This is a genomic window from Micrococcus flavus, assembly GCF_014204815.1.
GTDB lineage: Bacteria > Actinomycetota > Actinomycetes > Actinomycetales > Micrococcaceae > Micrococcus > Micrococcus flavus.
The window spans coordinates 1412069-1426261 of record NZ_JACHMC010000001.1 but is presented as its reverse complement, the minus strand read 5'-3'; the positions used below and the strand labels follow the sequence as shown (position 1 = coordinate 1426261).

The following is a 14193-nucleotide window of genomic DNA, read 5'->3' as shown; positions in this document are numbered from 1 at the left end:
GTCGGCCCCGGCCGCGGCACGGACGCCGCGTCCGCGGCCGGCCCCGCGAGCGAAGGGAACGGAATGAGCGAGATCTCGAGCGTGGCCGTGATCGGCCTGGGCTACATCGGGCTGCCGACCGCGGCGATCCTGGCGGAGAACGGCGTGCGCGTCCACGGCGTGGACGTGTCGGACCGCACGGTGGACGCCGTCAACGCCGGCCGGGTGCCGTTCGTCGAGCCGGACCTCGGGGAGTTCGTGGAGCGCGCCGTGGGGAAGGGTCTGCTGACCGCGTCCAAGGAGACGCCGAAGGCCGACGCCTACATCGTGGCCGTGCCCACCCCGTTCAAGGACGACCACGCCCCGGACCTGTCCTACATCGAGGCCGCAGCGAGGGGCCTGGCCCCGCAGCTCACCGGCGATGAGCTCGTCATCCTCGAGTCCACCTCGCCCCCCGGCGCCACCGAGCACATGGCCGAGGTGATCTACGGCGAGCGCCCGGACCTGCGGGAGGCCGGCCTGGACTTCGCCCACTGCCCGGAGCGCGTGCTCCCGGGGCGCGTGATGATCGAGCTGGTGACGAACGACCGCATCGTCGGCGGCTCCACCCCCGAGGCCGCCGCGCGCACGGAGCGGCTCTACCGCACGTTCTGCGAGGGCCAGATCCTGCTCACCGACTGCCGCACCGCGGAGATGGCCAAGCTCGTGGAGAACTCCTTCCGGGACGTGAACATCGCGTTCGCCAACGAGCTGTCCGTGATCTGCTCCGAGCAGGGCATCGACGTGTGGGAGCTCATCGAGCTGGCCAACCACCATCCGCGCGTGAACATCCTCCAGCCCGGCCCGGGCGTGGGCGGCCACTGCATCGCCGTGGACCCGTGGTTCATCGTGGACGCCGCCCCGCAGACCGCGCGCCTGATCCGCGCCGCCCGTGAGATCAACGACGCCAAGCCGCAGTGGGTCATCAACCAGGTGAAGGCCGCCGCCTTCGACGTGCAGCAACAGACCGGCCGGGCCCCCGTGGTGGCCGCCCTGGGCCTGGCGTTCAAGCCGAACATCGACGACCTGCGCGAGTCCCCGGCCCTGACCATCGCCCACGACCTCGCGGACCAGTTCTCCGGCTCCGACGTGCTCGTGGTCGAGCCCCACGTCGAGGAGCTGCCGGCGAAGCTCGCGGGCAACGCCAACGTCCGCCTGGTCACGGCCGAGGAGGCGGTGGAGCGTGCGGACATCGTCCTGCTGCTGGTGGACCACGACGCCTTCGCCCACCTCGGCCCGGCGGTGCAGGGCAAGCGCGTGGTGGACACCCGCGGGCAGTGGCGCGCGGACGCGGAGTCCTGATCCGTGGGTGCCGCGTCCCCCGTCCCGTGGCGGGCCAACCTCGGCGTGCTCGCCCAGACCGTGGCCGAGCACGCCGTGGACGACCCGGTGCTGCTGGCGCTGCAGGGATCCCGGCGTCTGCCGGACCGGCTGAGCGCCCCGGCTGCGCGGGCACTGGCGGCCCTGGGGCCCGTGGCCGGCGGCGTGCCGGCCGCCGTGGGACTGCACATGGCGGGGGACGCCCGGGCCGCCCATGACCGCCTCGCGACCGCGTCCGGCCCCCGGTCCGCGCCGGCACGCGCGGACGTGCTCGTGCACCTGGCGGCGTTCGACGACGCGGCCGCCGTCCTGGAGGCGGTCCCGCCGGCCCGCCGGGGCGCCGCCTGGCACGCCGCGGCCGCCCGTCTCGCGCACCACACCGGGGACCTCGACGGCGCCGTGCGTCACGCCCGCGTCCACCGCCGCAACCGCGCGCTGGCCGCCCGCATGGCAGGGGAGCGGGAGGCCCTGATCGGCGACTGGCCCACGCTGCCCCGCGAGCCCGGATACCTGCCCCGCCCCGGGCACGTGCTGCACGTGCTCACCAACTCCCTGCCCCACACCCGTTCGGGCTATGCCCAGCGCAGCCACGCGATCCTGCGCGCCCAGGCCGACGCCGGACTCCACGTGTCCGCCGTGACCCGCCCCGGCTACCCTGTGCAGGTGGGCGTGCCGTGGGCGCGGGCGGTCGACGTCGTGGACGGGATCACGTACCGACGCCTGACGCCGTCCCGTCTGGCCCAGGGCCAGGCGGCCCGGGTGCGCCAGCACGCGGACCTGCTGCTGGAGCTGGTGCGCGCGGAGCGGCCGGCGCTGCTGCACACCACCACGCACTACGTGAACGCGATGGCCGTGCGCGCGGTGGCCGAGGCCTGCGGCATCCCGTGGGTCTACGAGGTCCGCGGCCGGCTCGCCGACACGTGGGCCTCCACCCGGGGCCCGGCCGCGGCCGGGTCCGCGCGCCACGCCGCCTTCACGTCCCGGGAGGCCGAGGCCGCCCGCGCCGCGGACGCCGTCGTCACCCTGGGTGAGGGCATGCGGGACGCGCTGATCGCCGAGGGCGTGGACCGGGAGCGGATCGTGCTGGCCCCCAACGCAGTGGACGCCCGCTTCGAGGCGGAGCCGCCCTCCCGCGCGGACGCCCGAGCGCGCCTCGGTCTGGACCCGGACGCCCAGTATGTCGGCACCGTGTCCTCGATCGTCGACTACGAGGGCCTGGACCTGCTCCTGCGCGCCGTGGCCCGCCTCGCCCCGAACCACCCTCGGCTGCGCCTGCGGATCGCCGGCGACGGCGTCGCGCTCCCCGGCCTGCGCGTGCTCGCCGAGCGCCTGGGGATCGCCGGGATCTGCGACGTCCCCGGACGGGTGGCGCGCGAGGACGTCCTGTGGCACCACGCCGCGCTGGACGTGTTCTGCGTGCCGCGGCGGGACCTCGCCGTCACCCGCACGGTGACGCCCATGAAGTCCGTGGAGGCCTCCGCCGTCGGCCGTCCCGTGGTGGCCTCGGACCTGCCCGCGCTCGCGGAGCTGGTCGAGGACGGCGTCACGGGCCGCCTGTTCCGCGCCGAGGACCTCGACGCTCTCGTCGAGGTCCTGGCCGACCTGCTGGCCCGGCCGGCGGAGGCCGACCGCCTGGGCCGCGCCGGCCGGGACTGGGCCCTGGCCACCCGCACCTGGACCGGCAACGCCGCCCGATACCGCGACCTGTACTCGTCCCTGGGAGTGACCGATGCCTGAGAAGCCGCTGCCCCGCCGTGTCGTGAGCGCCGGCGGGCGCGTCCTGCGCGCCGCCCGCCGCCGCGTGGAGCCCGAGCTGAGCCCGGAGGTGCGCCGCCGCGTGGCCCGCGCGGTCCGCGCCCTCCCGGAGCCGGTCTCCGTGCGCGTGCGGGCCGCCGCCCGCATCGCCCCGCGCAACCCGAACGCCCCCCGGGGTCGGGGCCGAGGCCGCGGGCGGGGACGGCCCGCGCCGGCCATGGACCCGCTCGACCTGCTGGTCGAGGCCAAGGCCGAGGGCGTGAAGGTCGCCGGCCGTGCCGCGGCGAGCGTCCGGGACGACGCCGGCGCCGCCGCCCGCCTGGACCGCGCCCTGCACGGGGCGCACCCGGACCGGTCCCGTCCGGCCGGCGGGGGGCGGCGGGTGGCGGTCCTCGCGCGCCCCGCCCTCGAGGCGGCCCTCATCGCCGCCGGACACGCCGTGGAGCCGCTCGTGCCCGGCACGGCGCGGGCCGTGATGGGCCGCGTGGAGGTCGCCGTCCTGGACCTCGAGGGGTTCACCGGCGTGTGGGGCGGCGCCCTGGACGCCGAGGGCGTGGGGCTGCTGCGCGAGGTGATGGCCGCCGTCGAGGAGGGGGCCGCCCGCGGCGTCACCACGTGGCTGGCGGCCGGCACGGGTCGGCGCAGCCACCTCGGCGCCCCGACACTGCTGGCGCACCCCGACGTCCAGGCGCTCGACGTCCTGGACCCGGCCCCGCCGATCCACTACACCGAGGACCCCACGGACGCGCCGCGGGGCGTCGCGGACGTGGTCCTGGCGGTCCTCCACGACGCCGAGCCCGCCCTCCGTCCCACCACCCGGGAGGACCACGCATGAGCACCGCATTCGACCCGACCCCCCTGGACGACCAGACGGCGCCGGACGCCTCGGCCGAGACGGGTCCGCCGTCCTCACCGCGTGCGGGGGAGGGCCCCGTGGTCCTCCTGTACGGGGACGTCGACCTGAACGTCCTGGACGGCTCCGCCGTGTGGCTGGGCTCGATGGCCGAGACCTGGGTGGCCGCCGGCGCCGAGGTCCACGTCCAGCTCAAGGCGCACGAGCGCCGCGACGTGCTGACCGCGGGCCTGCGTGCGCTCGCCGGGGTCACTCTGCACGAGGCCCGCCCTGAACCGGGGAAGGACCAGATGGACCGCCCCCGCGCCGTCGAGGTCCTCGAGGAGCTCGCCGAGCGGGTGCACCCGGACGTGGTGATGGTGCGCGGCATCCACCTGTGCGCCGAGGCCGCTCGACGCGGCGCGTTCCCGGGCCGGCTGTGGTCCTACGTCACCGAGCTCGGCTACCCGGCCACGTCCGCGGCCCCCGTCAAATTGAAGACCGTCCGCGAGATCGCCGCCGCGAGCCGTGTGATGCTCGCCCAGACCGAGGACGCCCGCGCCGTGCTGGAAGCCTTCGTGCCGGAGGCGGCCGGGCGCACGCTCGTGCTCACCCCGATGATCCCGGACGCGCTCGTCTCCTCCGCCGCCCAGGCCCGGGCCCACGGCGAGGCCGCCGCGCACTCCGACGCCGGCCGTCCCCTGCAGCTGGTCTACACCGGCAAGTTCGCCCGCGATTGGCGGACCGATCTGATGCCGGCCCTCGTGCCCGCCCTCGCGGGCCACGGCGTCCCCGCGCACCTGACGATGGTGGGGGACAAGGTCCACCATGAGAAGGCGGACCCCACGTTCAACGGACGCATGCACGCCCTCATGGAGGCTCCGGACGCCGGCGTGACCTGGACCGGCGGGGTGCCGCGGGCAGAGGCGCTGGACCGCACCGCCCGGGCCGATGTGGCCCTGAGCTGGCGGTCCCCGGCCCTGGACGTGAGCCTCGAGATGTCCACCAAGGTCCTGGAGTCCTGCGCCCTCGGCGTCCCCCCGGTGCTCAACCGCACCGCGGCGCACGAACGCCTGCTCGGGGCGGACTGGCCGCTGTTCGTGGACCCGCACACCGACTCCGTCGAGGGCGTGGCCCGGCTCCTGGCGCAGGCCCGGCCGCGCCTGGGCGCGCTCGCCGAGCGTGCCGTGGCCGCCGCCGCTCCGTACCGGGTCTCGGCCCGCGCTGAGGTGCTGCGAGGCTACCTCGAGCGCGTCGTGCCGGGTGCTGCGCCGGGCGCTGCTCCTGCGGCGCGAGGCGCGGCGGGGGGCCGCCCGCTGCGCGTGCTGGTGGCGGGTCACGACCTCAAGTTCGCCGGCGAGCTGCTCGACCTGCTCCGCGCGCATCCGGGCGTGGAGCTGAGGATCGACGCGTGGGCGGGTCTGCACCGGCATGACGAGTCCGCCTCCCGGGAGCACGTCGCGTGGGCGGACGTGGTGCTGTGCGAGTGGGCCGGACCCAACGCGGTGTGGTACGCCCGGCACAAGCGCGCGGGGCAGCGCCTCGCGGTCCGCCTCCACATGTTCGAGCTGCGCGGCGCATGGCTGCGGGATCTGGACCTGGACGCGGTGGACACCCTGATCACCGTGTCGGACCACTACCGGGACCTGACCGTGGCGGCTCTCGGTGCGGACCCGGCGCGCGTGCGGGTGATCCCCAACGCCGTCTCCGTGGCGGACCTGTCCCGCGAGCCGTTGGCGGGCGCGGAGTTCCGCCTGGGTCTGGTGGGGATCGTGCCCCTGCGCAAGCGCCTGGACCGTGCCCTGGACCTGCTGCGCACCCTGCGGGCGGAGGACGATCGGTTCACCCTGCACGTGCGCGGCCGCATGCCCTGGGAGTACCGGCACGAGTGGCACAAGCCCCTCCAGAGGGAGGGGTACCTGGACCTGTTCGCCCGGCTCGGGGCGGAGGACCTCCACCGGTCCGTGGCGTTCGAGCCGTTCGGCGCGGACATGGGCACGTGGCTGCGGCGCATGGGGTGGGTCCTCTCGCCCAGCTCCGTGGAGAGCTTCCACCTGGCCCCGGCCGAGGGGATGGCCGCCGGGGCGATCCCGGTGATCTGGGACCGGCCGGGCGCCGCCGGCGTGTTCGGGGCGGACCTCGTCCATCCGGACAGCGAGGCCGCCGCCCGGTGGATCCTGGAGTTGACCCAGGACGCTCAGCGGAGGCTGGAGTGGTCCGAGCGCATGCGCGAGCGCGTGCTCGCGTTCGACGAGCGCTCCGTGGCCCGCGCGTGGGCGGAGGCGCTCGGCCTGGGTTGAGCCCGGTCGGGATCGCCCCGCCGCCGACGGCGGTCGGGGCATTCCGGGCCGAGCGCGGTAGGGTCTGTGCCGGGCGTCCTCATGTCGTCAATCATCGACGGCGGGGACGTCCGGACATCGGCCCGCCCCGGGCCCGCCGCCACATGGAAGGATCCTGGCCCAGGATGAAGATCGCCGTCGTCGCCCTCGGGAAGATCGGCCTGCCGCTCGCGGTGCAGTTCGCGAGCAAGGGGCACGAGGTGGTGGGGGTGGATGTCAACGCCGCCGTCGTGGACCTCGTCAACGCGGGGACCGAGCCGTTCCCGGGCGAGGCCCACCTGCAGGAGAAGCTGTCCACGGCCGTGTCCGACGGCCGGCTGCGCGCCACCACCGAGTACGGGGACGCGATCCCGGGCGCCGACGCCGTGGTGCTCGTGGTCCCGCTGTTCGTGGACGATGACGCGCGTCCGGACTTCGGCTGGATGGACGGCGCCACGGCGGAGCTCGCGAAGCACCTGACCCCCGGGACGCTGGTCTCCTACGAGACCACCCTGCCCGTGGGCACCACCCGCACCCGCTGGAAGCCCATGCTGGAGGAGCGCTCGGGACTGACCGAGGGCGAGGACTTCCATCTCGTGTTCTCCCCGGAGCGCGTGCTGACCGGCCGGGTGTTCGAGGACCTGCGCCGGTACCCGAAGCTGATCGGCGGGCTCTCGGCCGCCGGCGCCGAGCGGGCGCGCGAGTTCTACGAGGCTGTCCTGGACTTCGATGAGCGTCCGGACCTGCAGCGCCCCAACGGCGTGTGGGACCTGGGCTCGGCCGAGGCCTCCGAGATGGCCAAGCTGGCCGAGACCACCTACCGCGACGTGAACATCGGCCTGGCCAACGAGTTCGCCCGCTACGCCGGCGCGAACGGGATCGACATCTACCAGGTGATCGAGGCCTCCAACTCCCAGCCGTTCAGCCACATCCACCGCCCGGGCATCGCGGTCGGCGGCCACTGCATCCCGGTCTACCCGCGCCTGTACCTGTGGAATGACCCGGCGGCGGACATCGTCCGCACGGCCCGCGCGGTCAACGCCGGCATGCCCTCCTACGCCGTCCAGCTGCTGGCCGAGTCCCACGGGGACCTCGCCGGCCAGCGCGTCGTGGTCCTCGGCGCCGCCTATCGCGGCGGGGTGAAGGAGACCGCCTTCTCCGGCGTGTTCGCCACCGTGCAGGCCCTGACCGAGGCGGGCGCCGACGTCGCCGTCCACGACCCGATGTACGAGGACGCCGAGCTGGCGACGCTGGGCTTCGCCCCGTACCACCTCGGCACGGAGGTGGACGCGGCGGTCATCCAGTCCGACCACGCCGAGTACCGCACGCTCTCCCCGGCGGACCTGCCGGGCGTGCGCACCCTCGTGGACGGGCGCAACATCACCGACGCGCGGACCTGGGACGGCGTGACCCGCCGTGTCATCGGCCTGCCGCACGCGAGCACCGAGGCTTGAGGGAAGACGCCATGACGCGGCAGGACGTGTTCGTCGCCCCCGGGGCGGACGTCTCGGACGCCGCCCGGATCGGGGCCGGCTCGAAGATCTGGCACCTCGCACAGGTGCGCGAGGACGCGCGGCTGGGGGAGCGGACCATCGTGGGGCGCTCGGCCTACATCGGCACCGGCGTGACGATGGGCGACGACTGCAAGGTCCAGAACCTCGCGCTCGTGTACGAGCCGGCCACGCTGGGCCGCGGCGTGTTCATCGGCCCCGCGGTGGTGCTGACCAACGACACCTACCCCCGCGCCGTCAACCCGGACCTGTCCCAGAAGTCCGCCTCGGACTGGGACGCGGTGGGCGTGGACATCGGCGACGGGGCCGCGATCGGCGCCCGTTCCGTGTGTGTGGCCCCCGTGCGCATCGGCGCGTGGGCACTCGTGGCCGCCGGGTCCGTGGTGACCCGCGACGTGCCGGACTTCGGTCTCGTGGCCGGGGTCCCCGCGCGTCGGATCGGCTGGGTGGGCCGGACCGGCCGCCGGCTCGAGGAGAAGGACGGAGCCTGGGTCTGCCCGGACACGTCCGAGACGTTCATCGAGGTCGACGGCGTGCTGCGCCCGGCCGAGGATCAGGAGGACACCCGTGGCTGAGTTCATCCCGCCCGCCAAGCCCATCATCGGCGACGAGGAACGCGCCGCCGTCGACCGCGTGCTCCGCTCGGGCATGGTCGCCCAGGGCCCGGAGGTCAAGGCCTTCGAGGAGGAGTTCGGCCGAGTCCTCGTGGAGGGCTGGGACTGCGTGGCCGTGAACTCCGGCACCTCGGGGCAGCACCTTGGGTTGCTGGCCTCCGGGATCGGCCCCGGGGACGAGGTGATCGTCCCCGCCTTCACCTTCGCCGCCACGGGCAACGCCGTCGCCCTGACCGGAGCGACCCCGGTGTTCGCGGACATCGACCTGGACACCTACACCCTGGACCCCGACGACGTGCGCGCCAAGGTCACCGAGCGCACCCGCGGCATCATGCCGGTGCACCTCTACGGGCACCCGGCGCCGATGGACCGGCTGCAGGAGATCGCCGACGAGTACGGCCTGGAGATCTACGAGGACGCCGCCCAGGCGCACGGCGCCCGGCTGCACGGCCGCCGCGTGGGCACGTTCGGGGCGTGGGCCATGTTCAGCCTCTACCCCACGAAGAACATGACCTCCGGCGAGGGCGGCATGGTGTCCGTCAAGGACCCGGAGCTCGGCCGGCGCATGCGCATGCTGCGCAACCAGGGCATGAAAGTGCAGTACCAGAACGAGCTGGTCGGCCTGAACAACCGCATGACGGACATCCACGCCGCCATCGGCCGGGTGCAGCTGACGAAGGTGCTGGACTGGACTGAGCGACGCCGGCAGATCGCCGCCCGCTTCGACGCCGAGCTGCGCGGAGTGGCCGTTCCCGTGGTGGCCGAGGGCGCCGAGCACGTGTACCACCAGTACACCGTGCGCCTGCCCGAAACCCTGGCCGGAGCGCGGGACGCGATCCGCGACCGCCTCAAGGACGAGTTCGGCGTGGGCACGGGCGTGTACTACCCGGTGCCCACCAATGAGCTGCCCTCGTTCCGGATCGAGGCGGATCTGCCGAACACGCGGACCGCCGCCGCCACCGTGTTCTCCCTCCCGGTGCACCCCTCCCTCACGGACGAGGATGTGGCCCGCGTGGTGGAGGCCGTGAACACCGTCGTCGAGGAGGCCGCGGCATGAGCCTGCGCACCGGACTGATCGGCCTGGGGATGATGGGCCGCCACCACGCGCGCGTGATGCGCTCGATCGAGGGCACCGAGCTGGTGGCCGTGGCGGACGCGATGGGCGACCCGCACGGCGCCGCCGGGGACCTCCCCCTGTACGACTCCGTGCAGGGCCTGATCGAGCACGGCATGGACGCCGTGGTGTGCGCCGTGCCCACCGGACTGCACGAGGAGGTCGGCCTGGCGCTGGCCGAGGCCGGCGTGCACGTGATGGTCGAGAAGCCCATCGCCCACTCGGTCGAGGCCGGCCAGCGCCTCGTGGACGCGTTCGCTGCGGCGGGCCTGGTGGGCGCCGTCGGCCACATCGAGCGCTTCAACCCGGCCCTGCAGCAGCTGCGCCAGCGCCTGCAGGCGGGCGAGCTCGGCGAGGTCTACCAGATCTCCACCCTCCGCCAGGGCGGGTTCCCGGCCCGGATCGCGGATGTGGGCGTGGTCAAGGACCTGGGCACGCACGACATCGACCTCACCGCGTGGCTAGCCCGCAGCCCCTACGCGCGCGTAGCCGCGGAGACCCTCACGGCCTCCGGCCGCCCGCACGAGGACATGGTGGTGGCCACCGGCCGGCTCGAGTCGGGCGTCATCACGCACCACGCCGTGAACTGGCTCTCCCCGGAGAAGATCCGCCGGACCACCGTCACCGGCGAGCGCGGCTCGCTCGTGGCGGACACCGTCACGGCGGACCTGGTGTTCCACGCCAACGGCTCCGTGCCCACGCAGTGGGACCAGGTGGCCAGCTTCCGCGGCGTGTCCGAGGGCGACGTGATCCGCTACGCCTTCCCGAAGGCGGAGCCCCTGCGCACCGAGCACGAGGCCTTCCGGGACGCGATCCTCGGCGAGGGCCAGGACCACGTCTCCCTCGAGGAGGGCCTGGCGACGCTGCGCGTGGCCGAGGCCCTGATCGCCTCGGGCGAGCGCGGGGAGTACGTGGAGCTGTGAGCGCGCGGCGGAAGCGGACCTGGAAGCAGCAGGTGCGGCACACCCTGCGGGACGGTGCCCGCTGGACGCAGGGGCTCCCGGGCCCCGCCGGCGCCGCGATCGGCGGCGCGTTCCGCGCGCTGCCGGAGAGCACCCCGGGCAAGGCGCGGCTGCGCCGCATCCTGGCCGACTACGCATCGGTGGCCTCTCCCAGCGGGGACCAGGTGCCGGCCCCGACGGCGCCCACCGTAGGTCGCAGTGCTGCCCCGAACGCCTACCGAGGGTTCCTGCACATCGCGGATGTCGGCGACACCTACACCGAGCGGGAGGCGGTCACCCTCCTCCAGCTGGAGAACGCCGTCCTGAAGCGGCGCCTCTTCCGTGAGCCGCTGGAGCCCCTGCCGCCCACCCCTCACGAGGACGACGACCGCGACCAGGCTCCCGAGCGCGTCGCCCGCTACCTTGATTTGGCCACGTCGGAGCAAGGCGAGGAAGGCCCGTTGCACCTGGTGGTGCTGGCGGCGTACCCCTCCGCGGATAACGCCTACGGCAACGGGTTCGTCCACCGGCGGGTCATGTACTTCCGCCGCGCCGGAGTGCGAGTGCACGTCGCGGTGGTGTCGGCCTCCTCCGAGCCGGGCACCTACGTCCACGAGGGGGTGCCCGTGATCGTCGGGCGGGGGGAGGAGCTGCGTCACCTGCTGGACACCCAGTCCTATGCCTCCGTGGGCGTGCACTTCCTGGACCGGTTCCAATGGGAGCGGATGCGTGACCACGTGTCCGGTCATCGGCTGTTCGCCTTCATGCACGGCTACGAGTCCCGGCGCTGGATCCGCACCGTGCGCAACCACCGGACCCAGCAGCAGCTCGACGACGCCGTGGAGCACTCGATCACGCTGCAGCGGTTCTGGAGGGAGGTCCTGGCACACCCCCACGGGCCGGAGCGGTTCGTCTTCGTCTCCCGGTGGTGGCGGCGCGCCGCCCAGGAGGACCTGGAGCTCGTGTTCCCCGGCCGCCGCACCGCGATCGTGCACAACGTGATCGACACGGACCTGTTCCGCTACATGCCCAAAGACGCCGAGCAGCGGTTCAAGGTGCTGTGGGTGCGCTCGGCCGCGAACCTGAACTACGGGCCGGATTTGGCCGTCGCCGCGCTGCAGCGGCTCCGCGAGACCCCGTGGTGGGATCGGGTCCAGGTGCGCGTCATCGGTGACGGCAAGCACTTCGGGCTGTTCGAAGAAGCGTTCGCGGGGGACGCCAACGTGGCGGTCGAGCGCCGGTTCGCGGATCAGGCCGAGATCGCCCGGTTGCATCGTGAGTACGGGATCTTCCTCGTGCCCACCCGCGCCGATTCCCAGGGTGTCTCCCGTGACGAGGCGATGGCGTCGGGACTGGTGCCGGTCACCAACCGCGCCGCTGCGATCCCCGAGTTCACGGACGAGGGCTGCGCTGTGGTCGCCGGGTATGAGGACGTCGGGGGTCTGACGGACGGCATGGTCCGCCTCATGGCCGACCCTGCGCTGTTCACGCGGATGTCGGCCGCCGCGGCCGCACGCGTTCGCACGCAGAGCTCGCCCGAGCACACCGTGGCACGGGAGATGCGCATGATGGGCTTGACGCCCGAGGGGGAGGTGGGCGCATGAGGGCGCTGCTGATGACCACGGGGGCTGGTCCCGCGGAGGGACGACTCCTGCAGGACGCCGAGCTGCACGGACACGAGGTGGACGTCCTCGACGTCGGCGGACACCGGTGGCTTCGCCGCACGCCCGGCCTGCCGTCGGCACCGATCTACTCCTGGACCGGTGCCCCTGCGCTGCACGCGGCGGGCAACCAGATCGCCCGCTCACTGCGACGGGTGATGGCGGCGGGGCGGTACGACATCGTGCTGGCCTCCGGTCTGGGCGCCTGCGCCTTCGCCTCCCGGTTCGTGGAGGAGGAGTTCGTCCCGTTGCTGTGGCGCGGGGATCTGGACTTCACTGCCGCCCGTGAGCACGCCACTGCAGACGTCCTCCGCGTGGCGTCCTCCGTGGACCGGTTGTTCCTGGAGGACGAGTGGGAGTTCGACAAGGCGCTGTCGAAGGGATCGCGCGCGGCGCACTTGCTCCACCCGCGGCCCGCCCCGGTCGCGCTCGCCGGCGACGGTGAGGACATCACGCCGTTGTTGGAGACCCCCGCGCCCGCGCCGCAGGTGCTGCTCCTCCACCCGGAGCGGCATGACCTGGACCGCCTGGCCGCCCAAGAGAGGGCGTTGCGAGCCGCGGTGACGGATCTGCCCTCTGCCGGAATTGACAGTGCCTCGGCGTCCTCGCTCCTGCGTGCCCGGGACCTTCTCGCTGACCGCGACCTGCGGCACGTGGCCCGCACCCGGCTTCGGGGGGCCAGCCACGTGGTCCTCGTGGGCTCTTCCCGAGACCACGCGGCGGTCGCCGACCTTCTGGTGGACGCGGGCCATGCGGACCGTCTGGTGATCGAGGACGTCCTCGGCATGCACGACTGGCTGCGTCTGCACCCGCATGTGCGATCGGGACGGGGCCTTCGCCTCGCGGCGGAGCTGCGCGCCTGCTTGGCGGGCGAGCCGGCCACGGGGCCGGCACCCCACCCGGCGCTCGTGCGGGAGCCGGCGTCGGACCTGCTGGGAGCTTATGCAGCGGCCATGCAGCGTCCCGTGGAGCCACTCCACGAGGACCTCGCCGCCCTCCGGCATGACGGCCCACTCGAGGTGTTCTTCGCGACCACGCCGCTGGAGGACCGCACCGACGGTGCCCGCCCGTTGCGGGTGCGTGCCATGGCCGAAGCCATGGACGCGTCGGCGCCTGCGGTGCGGATCTCCTCCGTGCCGGCCGTGTTCGCAAGGCGAGCGGCCCTGGTGCGGCGAGCCCTCGACGCCGGACGGCCCGCGGGCCTGTTGTACGGGGAGAACTCGACCTCCCCGATCGCGGATCCGACCGTGGCAGAGGGCCTCGCGGACCTCCTGGGCCGCGTGCGTGCGGCGGGCGGGCGCAGCATGTGGTTCGTTCGGGACCTCCATTGGCTCGATGACCTGGAGGGGTACCTGGACGACGACGCACAGCGCGAGCAGGTGCGCTCGGCCGGGTTGAGGGAGCTGGAGCTGATGGCCGGGGCGGCGGACGCCCTGGCTGCCCCCTCGACGGAGTCCGGAATGCTGTTCGATGACCTGATCCGTCGGCACGGCCGCGGAGGTCACGCCTGGGTTGCGGTGCCGCCTGGCGTCGAACCGCGGGCGGTGGTCGACGCCGCAGACGCCTTCCCCGCCGAGGACGGGGTCACCCTGCTGTACGCCGGCGGCGTGAGCAGCGTCTACGGGCTGGACCTCTACCTCGAGGCCGCCGCGGGTCTCGAGGCGGACGTGCGGCTGGACTTCGTGGTGCGGGTGGGCGAACGCGCGCACCTCGAGGAGCTGTTGGAGCGGCACGGGCTCGCCGACCGATCTGGGGTCCGGATCACCACCGTGCCGCTCGAGTGGCACGTGCCGCTGACACGCTCCGTTGTCGGATCGGTCCTCCTGGGCTCCGGGTACGCGGCCCTGGCGTTCCCGTTCAAGACGATGAGCCTCGTGGAGCGCAGCCACCCGATCCTCTGCTTCTCGGACATGGCGATCGCCGATCTCGTGCAAGGGGAGGGCCTCGGCACGGCCGTCGAGCGTGACGTCGCCTCTGTCCGGGCGGGCCTGCAGCGGCTGGTCGCCGAGGGGGCACCCGGGATGGCCGCGGCACAGCGGGCCCATTCCTGGGGGATGCGCATGGCCGCGGTGCGCGCAGCCGTGGGGCTCGAGAAGTCCGACTGACCGT

Annotated in this window: 10 protein-coding genes; all 10 read left to right on the top strand. The window is 73.9% G+C overall.

Going from position 1 to position 14193, the window contains the following annotated elements:
* The first annotated feature begins 63 nt into the window (after window positions 1-63).
* The 10 genes from wecC to BJ976_RS06555 all read left to right on the top strand — a co-directional run bounded on the left by wecC (window position 64) and on the right by BJ976_RS06555 (window position 14189).
* Window positions 64-1320 carry a UDP-N-acetyl-D-mannosamine dehydrogenase gene (gene wecC / locus BJ976_RS06600; RefSeq protein ID WP_135028090.1) on the top strand — a complete coding sequence of 419 codons (1257 nt, stop codon included), beginning with the start codon at window positions 64-66 and terminating at the stop codon, window positions 1318-1320.
* Window positions 1321-1323: 3 nt separating this feature from the next.
* A complete protein-coding gene (locus BJ976_RS06595; RefSeq protein WP_135028089.1) occupies window positions 1324-3075 on the top strand; it encodes a glycosyltransferase family 4 protein in 1752 nt (583 codons plus the stop codon).
* On the top strand, window positions 3068-3928 hold the full coding sequence (locus tag BJ976_RS06590) for a hypothetical protein (protein ID WP_135028087.1): 861 nt from the start codon (window positions 3068-3070) through the stop codon (window positions 3926-3928). Before BJ976_RS06595 ends, BJ976_RS06590 begins: the two co-directional genes overlap by 8 nt.
* The gene (locus tag BJ976_RS06585) at window positions 3925-6225 is read left to right on the top strand and encodes a glycosyltransferase (protein WP_135028084.1); all 2301 of its coding nucleotides are present in this window, start codon (window positions 3925-3927) and stop codon (window positions 6223-6225) included. Before BJ976_RS06590 ends, BJ976_RS06585 begins: the two co-directional genes overlap by 4 nt.
* Window positions 6226-6389: 164 nt before the next feature.
* The gene (locus tag BJ976_RS06580; protein WP_135028082.1) at window positions 6390-7697 is read left to right on the top strand and encodes a nucleotide sugar dehydrogenase; all 1308 of its coding nucleotides are present in this window, start codon (window positions 6390-6392) and stop codon (window positions 7695-7697) included.
* Window positions 7698-7708: 11 nt separating this feature from the next.
* Window positions 7709-8329, top strand: coding sequence for an acyltransferase (locus tag BJ976_RS06575; RefSeq protein WP_135028080.1), 621 nt, complete (start codon window positions 7709-7711; stop codon window positions 8327-8329).
* On the top strand, window positions 8322-9425 hold the full coding sequence (locus tag BJ976_RS06570; RefSeq protein WP_135028078.1) for a DegT/DnrJ/EryC1/StrS family aminotransferase: 1104 nt from the start codon (window positions 8322-8324) through the stop codon (window positions 9423-9425). The genes BJ976_RS06575 and BJ976_RS06570 overlap by 8 nt, the downstream gene beginning before the upstream one ends.
* Window positions 9422-10405 carry a Gfo/Idh/MocA family protein gene (locus BJ976_RS06565; RefSeq protein ID WP_135028076.1) on the top strand — a complete coding sequence of 328 codons (984 nt, stop codon included), beginning with the start codon at window positions 9422-9424 and terminating at the stop codon, window positions 10403-10405. Before BJ976_RS06570 ends, BJ976_RS06565 begins: the two co-directional genes overlap by 4 nt.
* Window positions 10402-12027 carry a glycosyltransferase family 4 protein gene (locus tag BJ976_RS06560; RefSeq protein ID WP_229667094.1) on the top strand — a complete coding sequence of 542 codons (1626 nt, stop codon included), beginning with the start codon at window positions 10402-10404 and terminating at the stop codon, window positions 12025-12027. Before BJ976_RS06565 ends, BJ976_RS06560 begins: the two co-directional genes overlap by 4 nt.
* Window positions 12024-14189, top strand: coding sequence for a hypothetical protein (locus BJ976_RS06555; protein ID WP_135028074.1), 2166 nt, complete (start codon window positions 12024-12026; stop codon window positions 14187-14189). Before BJ976_RS06560 ends, BJ976_RS06555 begins: the two co-directional genes overlap by 4 nt.
* The last annotated feature ends 4 nt before the right edge of the window (window positions 14190-14193 follow it).

Excerpts from the sequence above, each read along its gene's own strand:
- wecC (WP_135028090.1), top strand. The coding sequence starts at position 64 with ATGAGCGAGATCTCGAGCGTGGCCGTGATCGGCCTGGGCTACATCGGG.
- BJ976_RS06565 (WP_135028076.1), top strand. The coding sequence starts at position 9,422 with ATGAGCCTGCGCACCGGACTGATCGGCCTGGGGATGATGGGCCGCCAC.
- BJ976_RS06555 (WP_135028074.1), top strand. The coding sequence starts at position 12,024 with ATGAGGGCGCTGCTGATGACCACGGGGGCTGGTCCCGCGGAGGGACGA.
- BJ976_RS06580 (WP_135028082.1), top strand. The coding sequence starts at position 6,390 with ATGAAGATCGCCGTCGTCGCCCTCGGGAAGATCGGCCTGCCGCTCGCG.
- BJ976_RS06590 (WP_135028087.1), top strand. The coding sequence starts at position 3,068 with ATGCCTGAGAAGCCGCTGCCCCGCCGTGTCGTGAGCGCCGGCGGGCGC.
- BJ976_RS06575 (WP_135028080.1), top strand. The coding sequence starts at position 7,709 with ATGACGCGGCAGGACGTGTTCGTCGCCCCCGGGGCGGACGTCTCGGAC.
- BJ976_RS06585 (WP_135028084.1), top strand. The coding sequence starts at position 3,925 with ATGAGCACCGCATTCGACCCGACCCCCCTGGACGACCAGACGGCGCCG.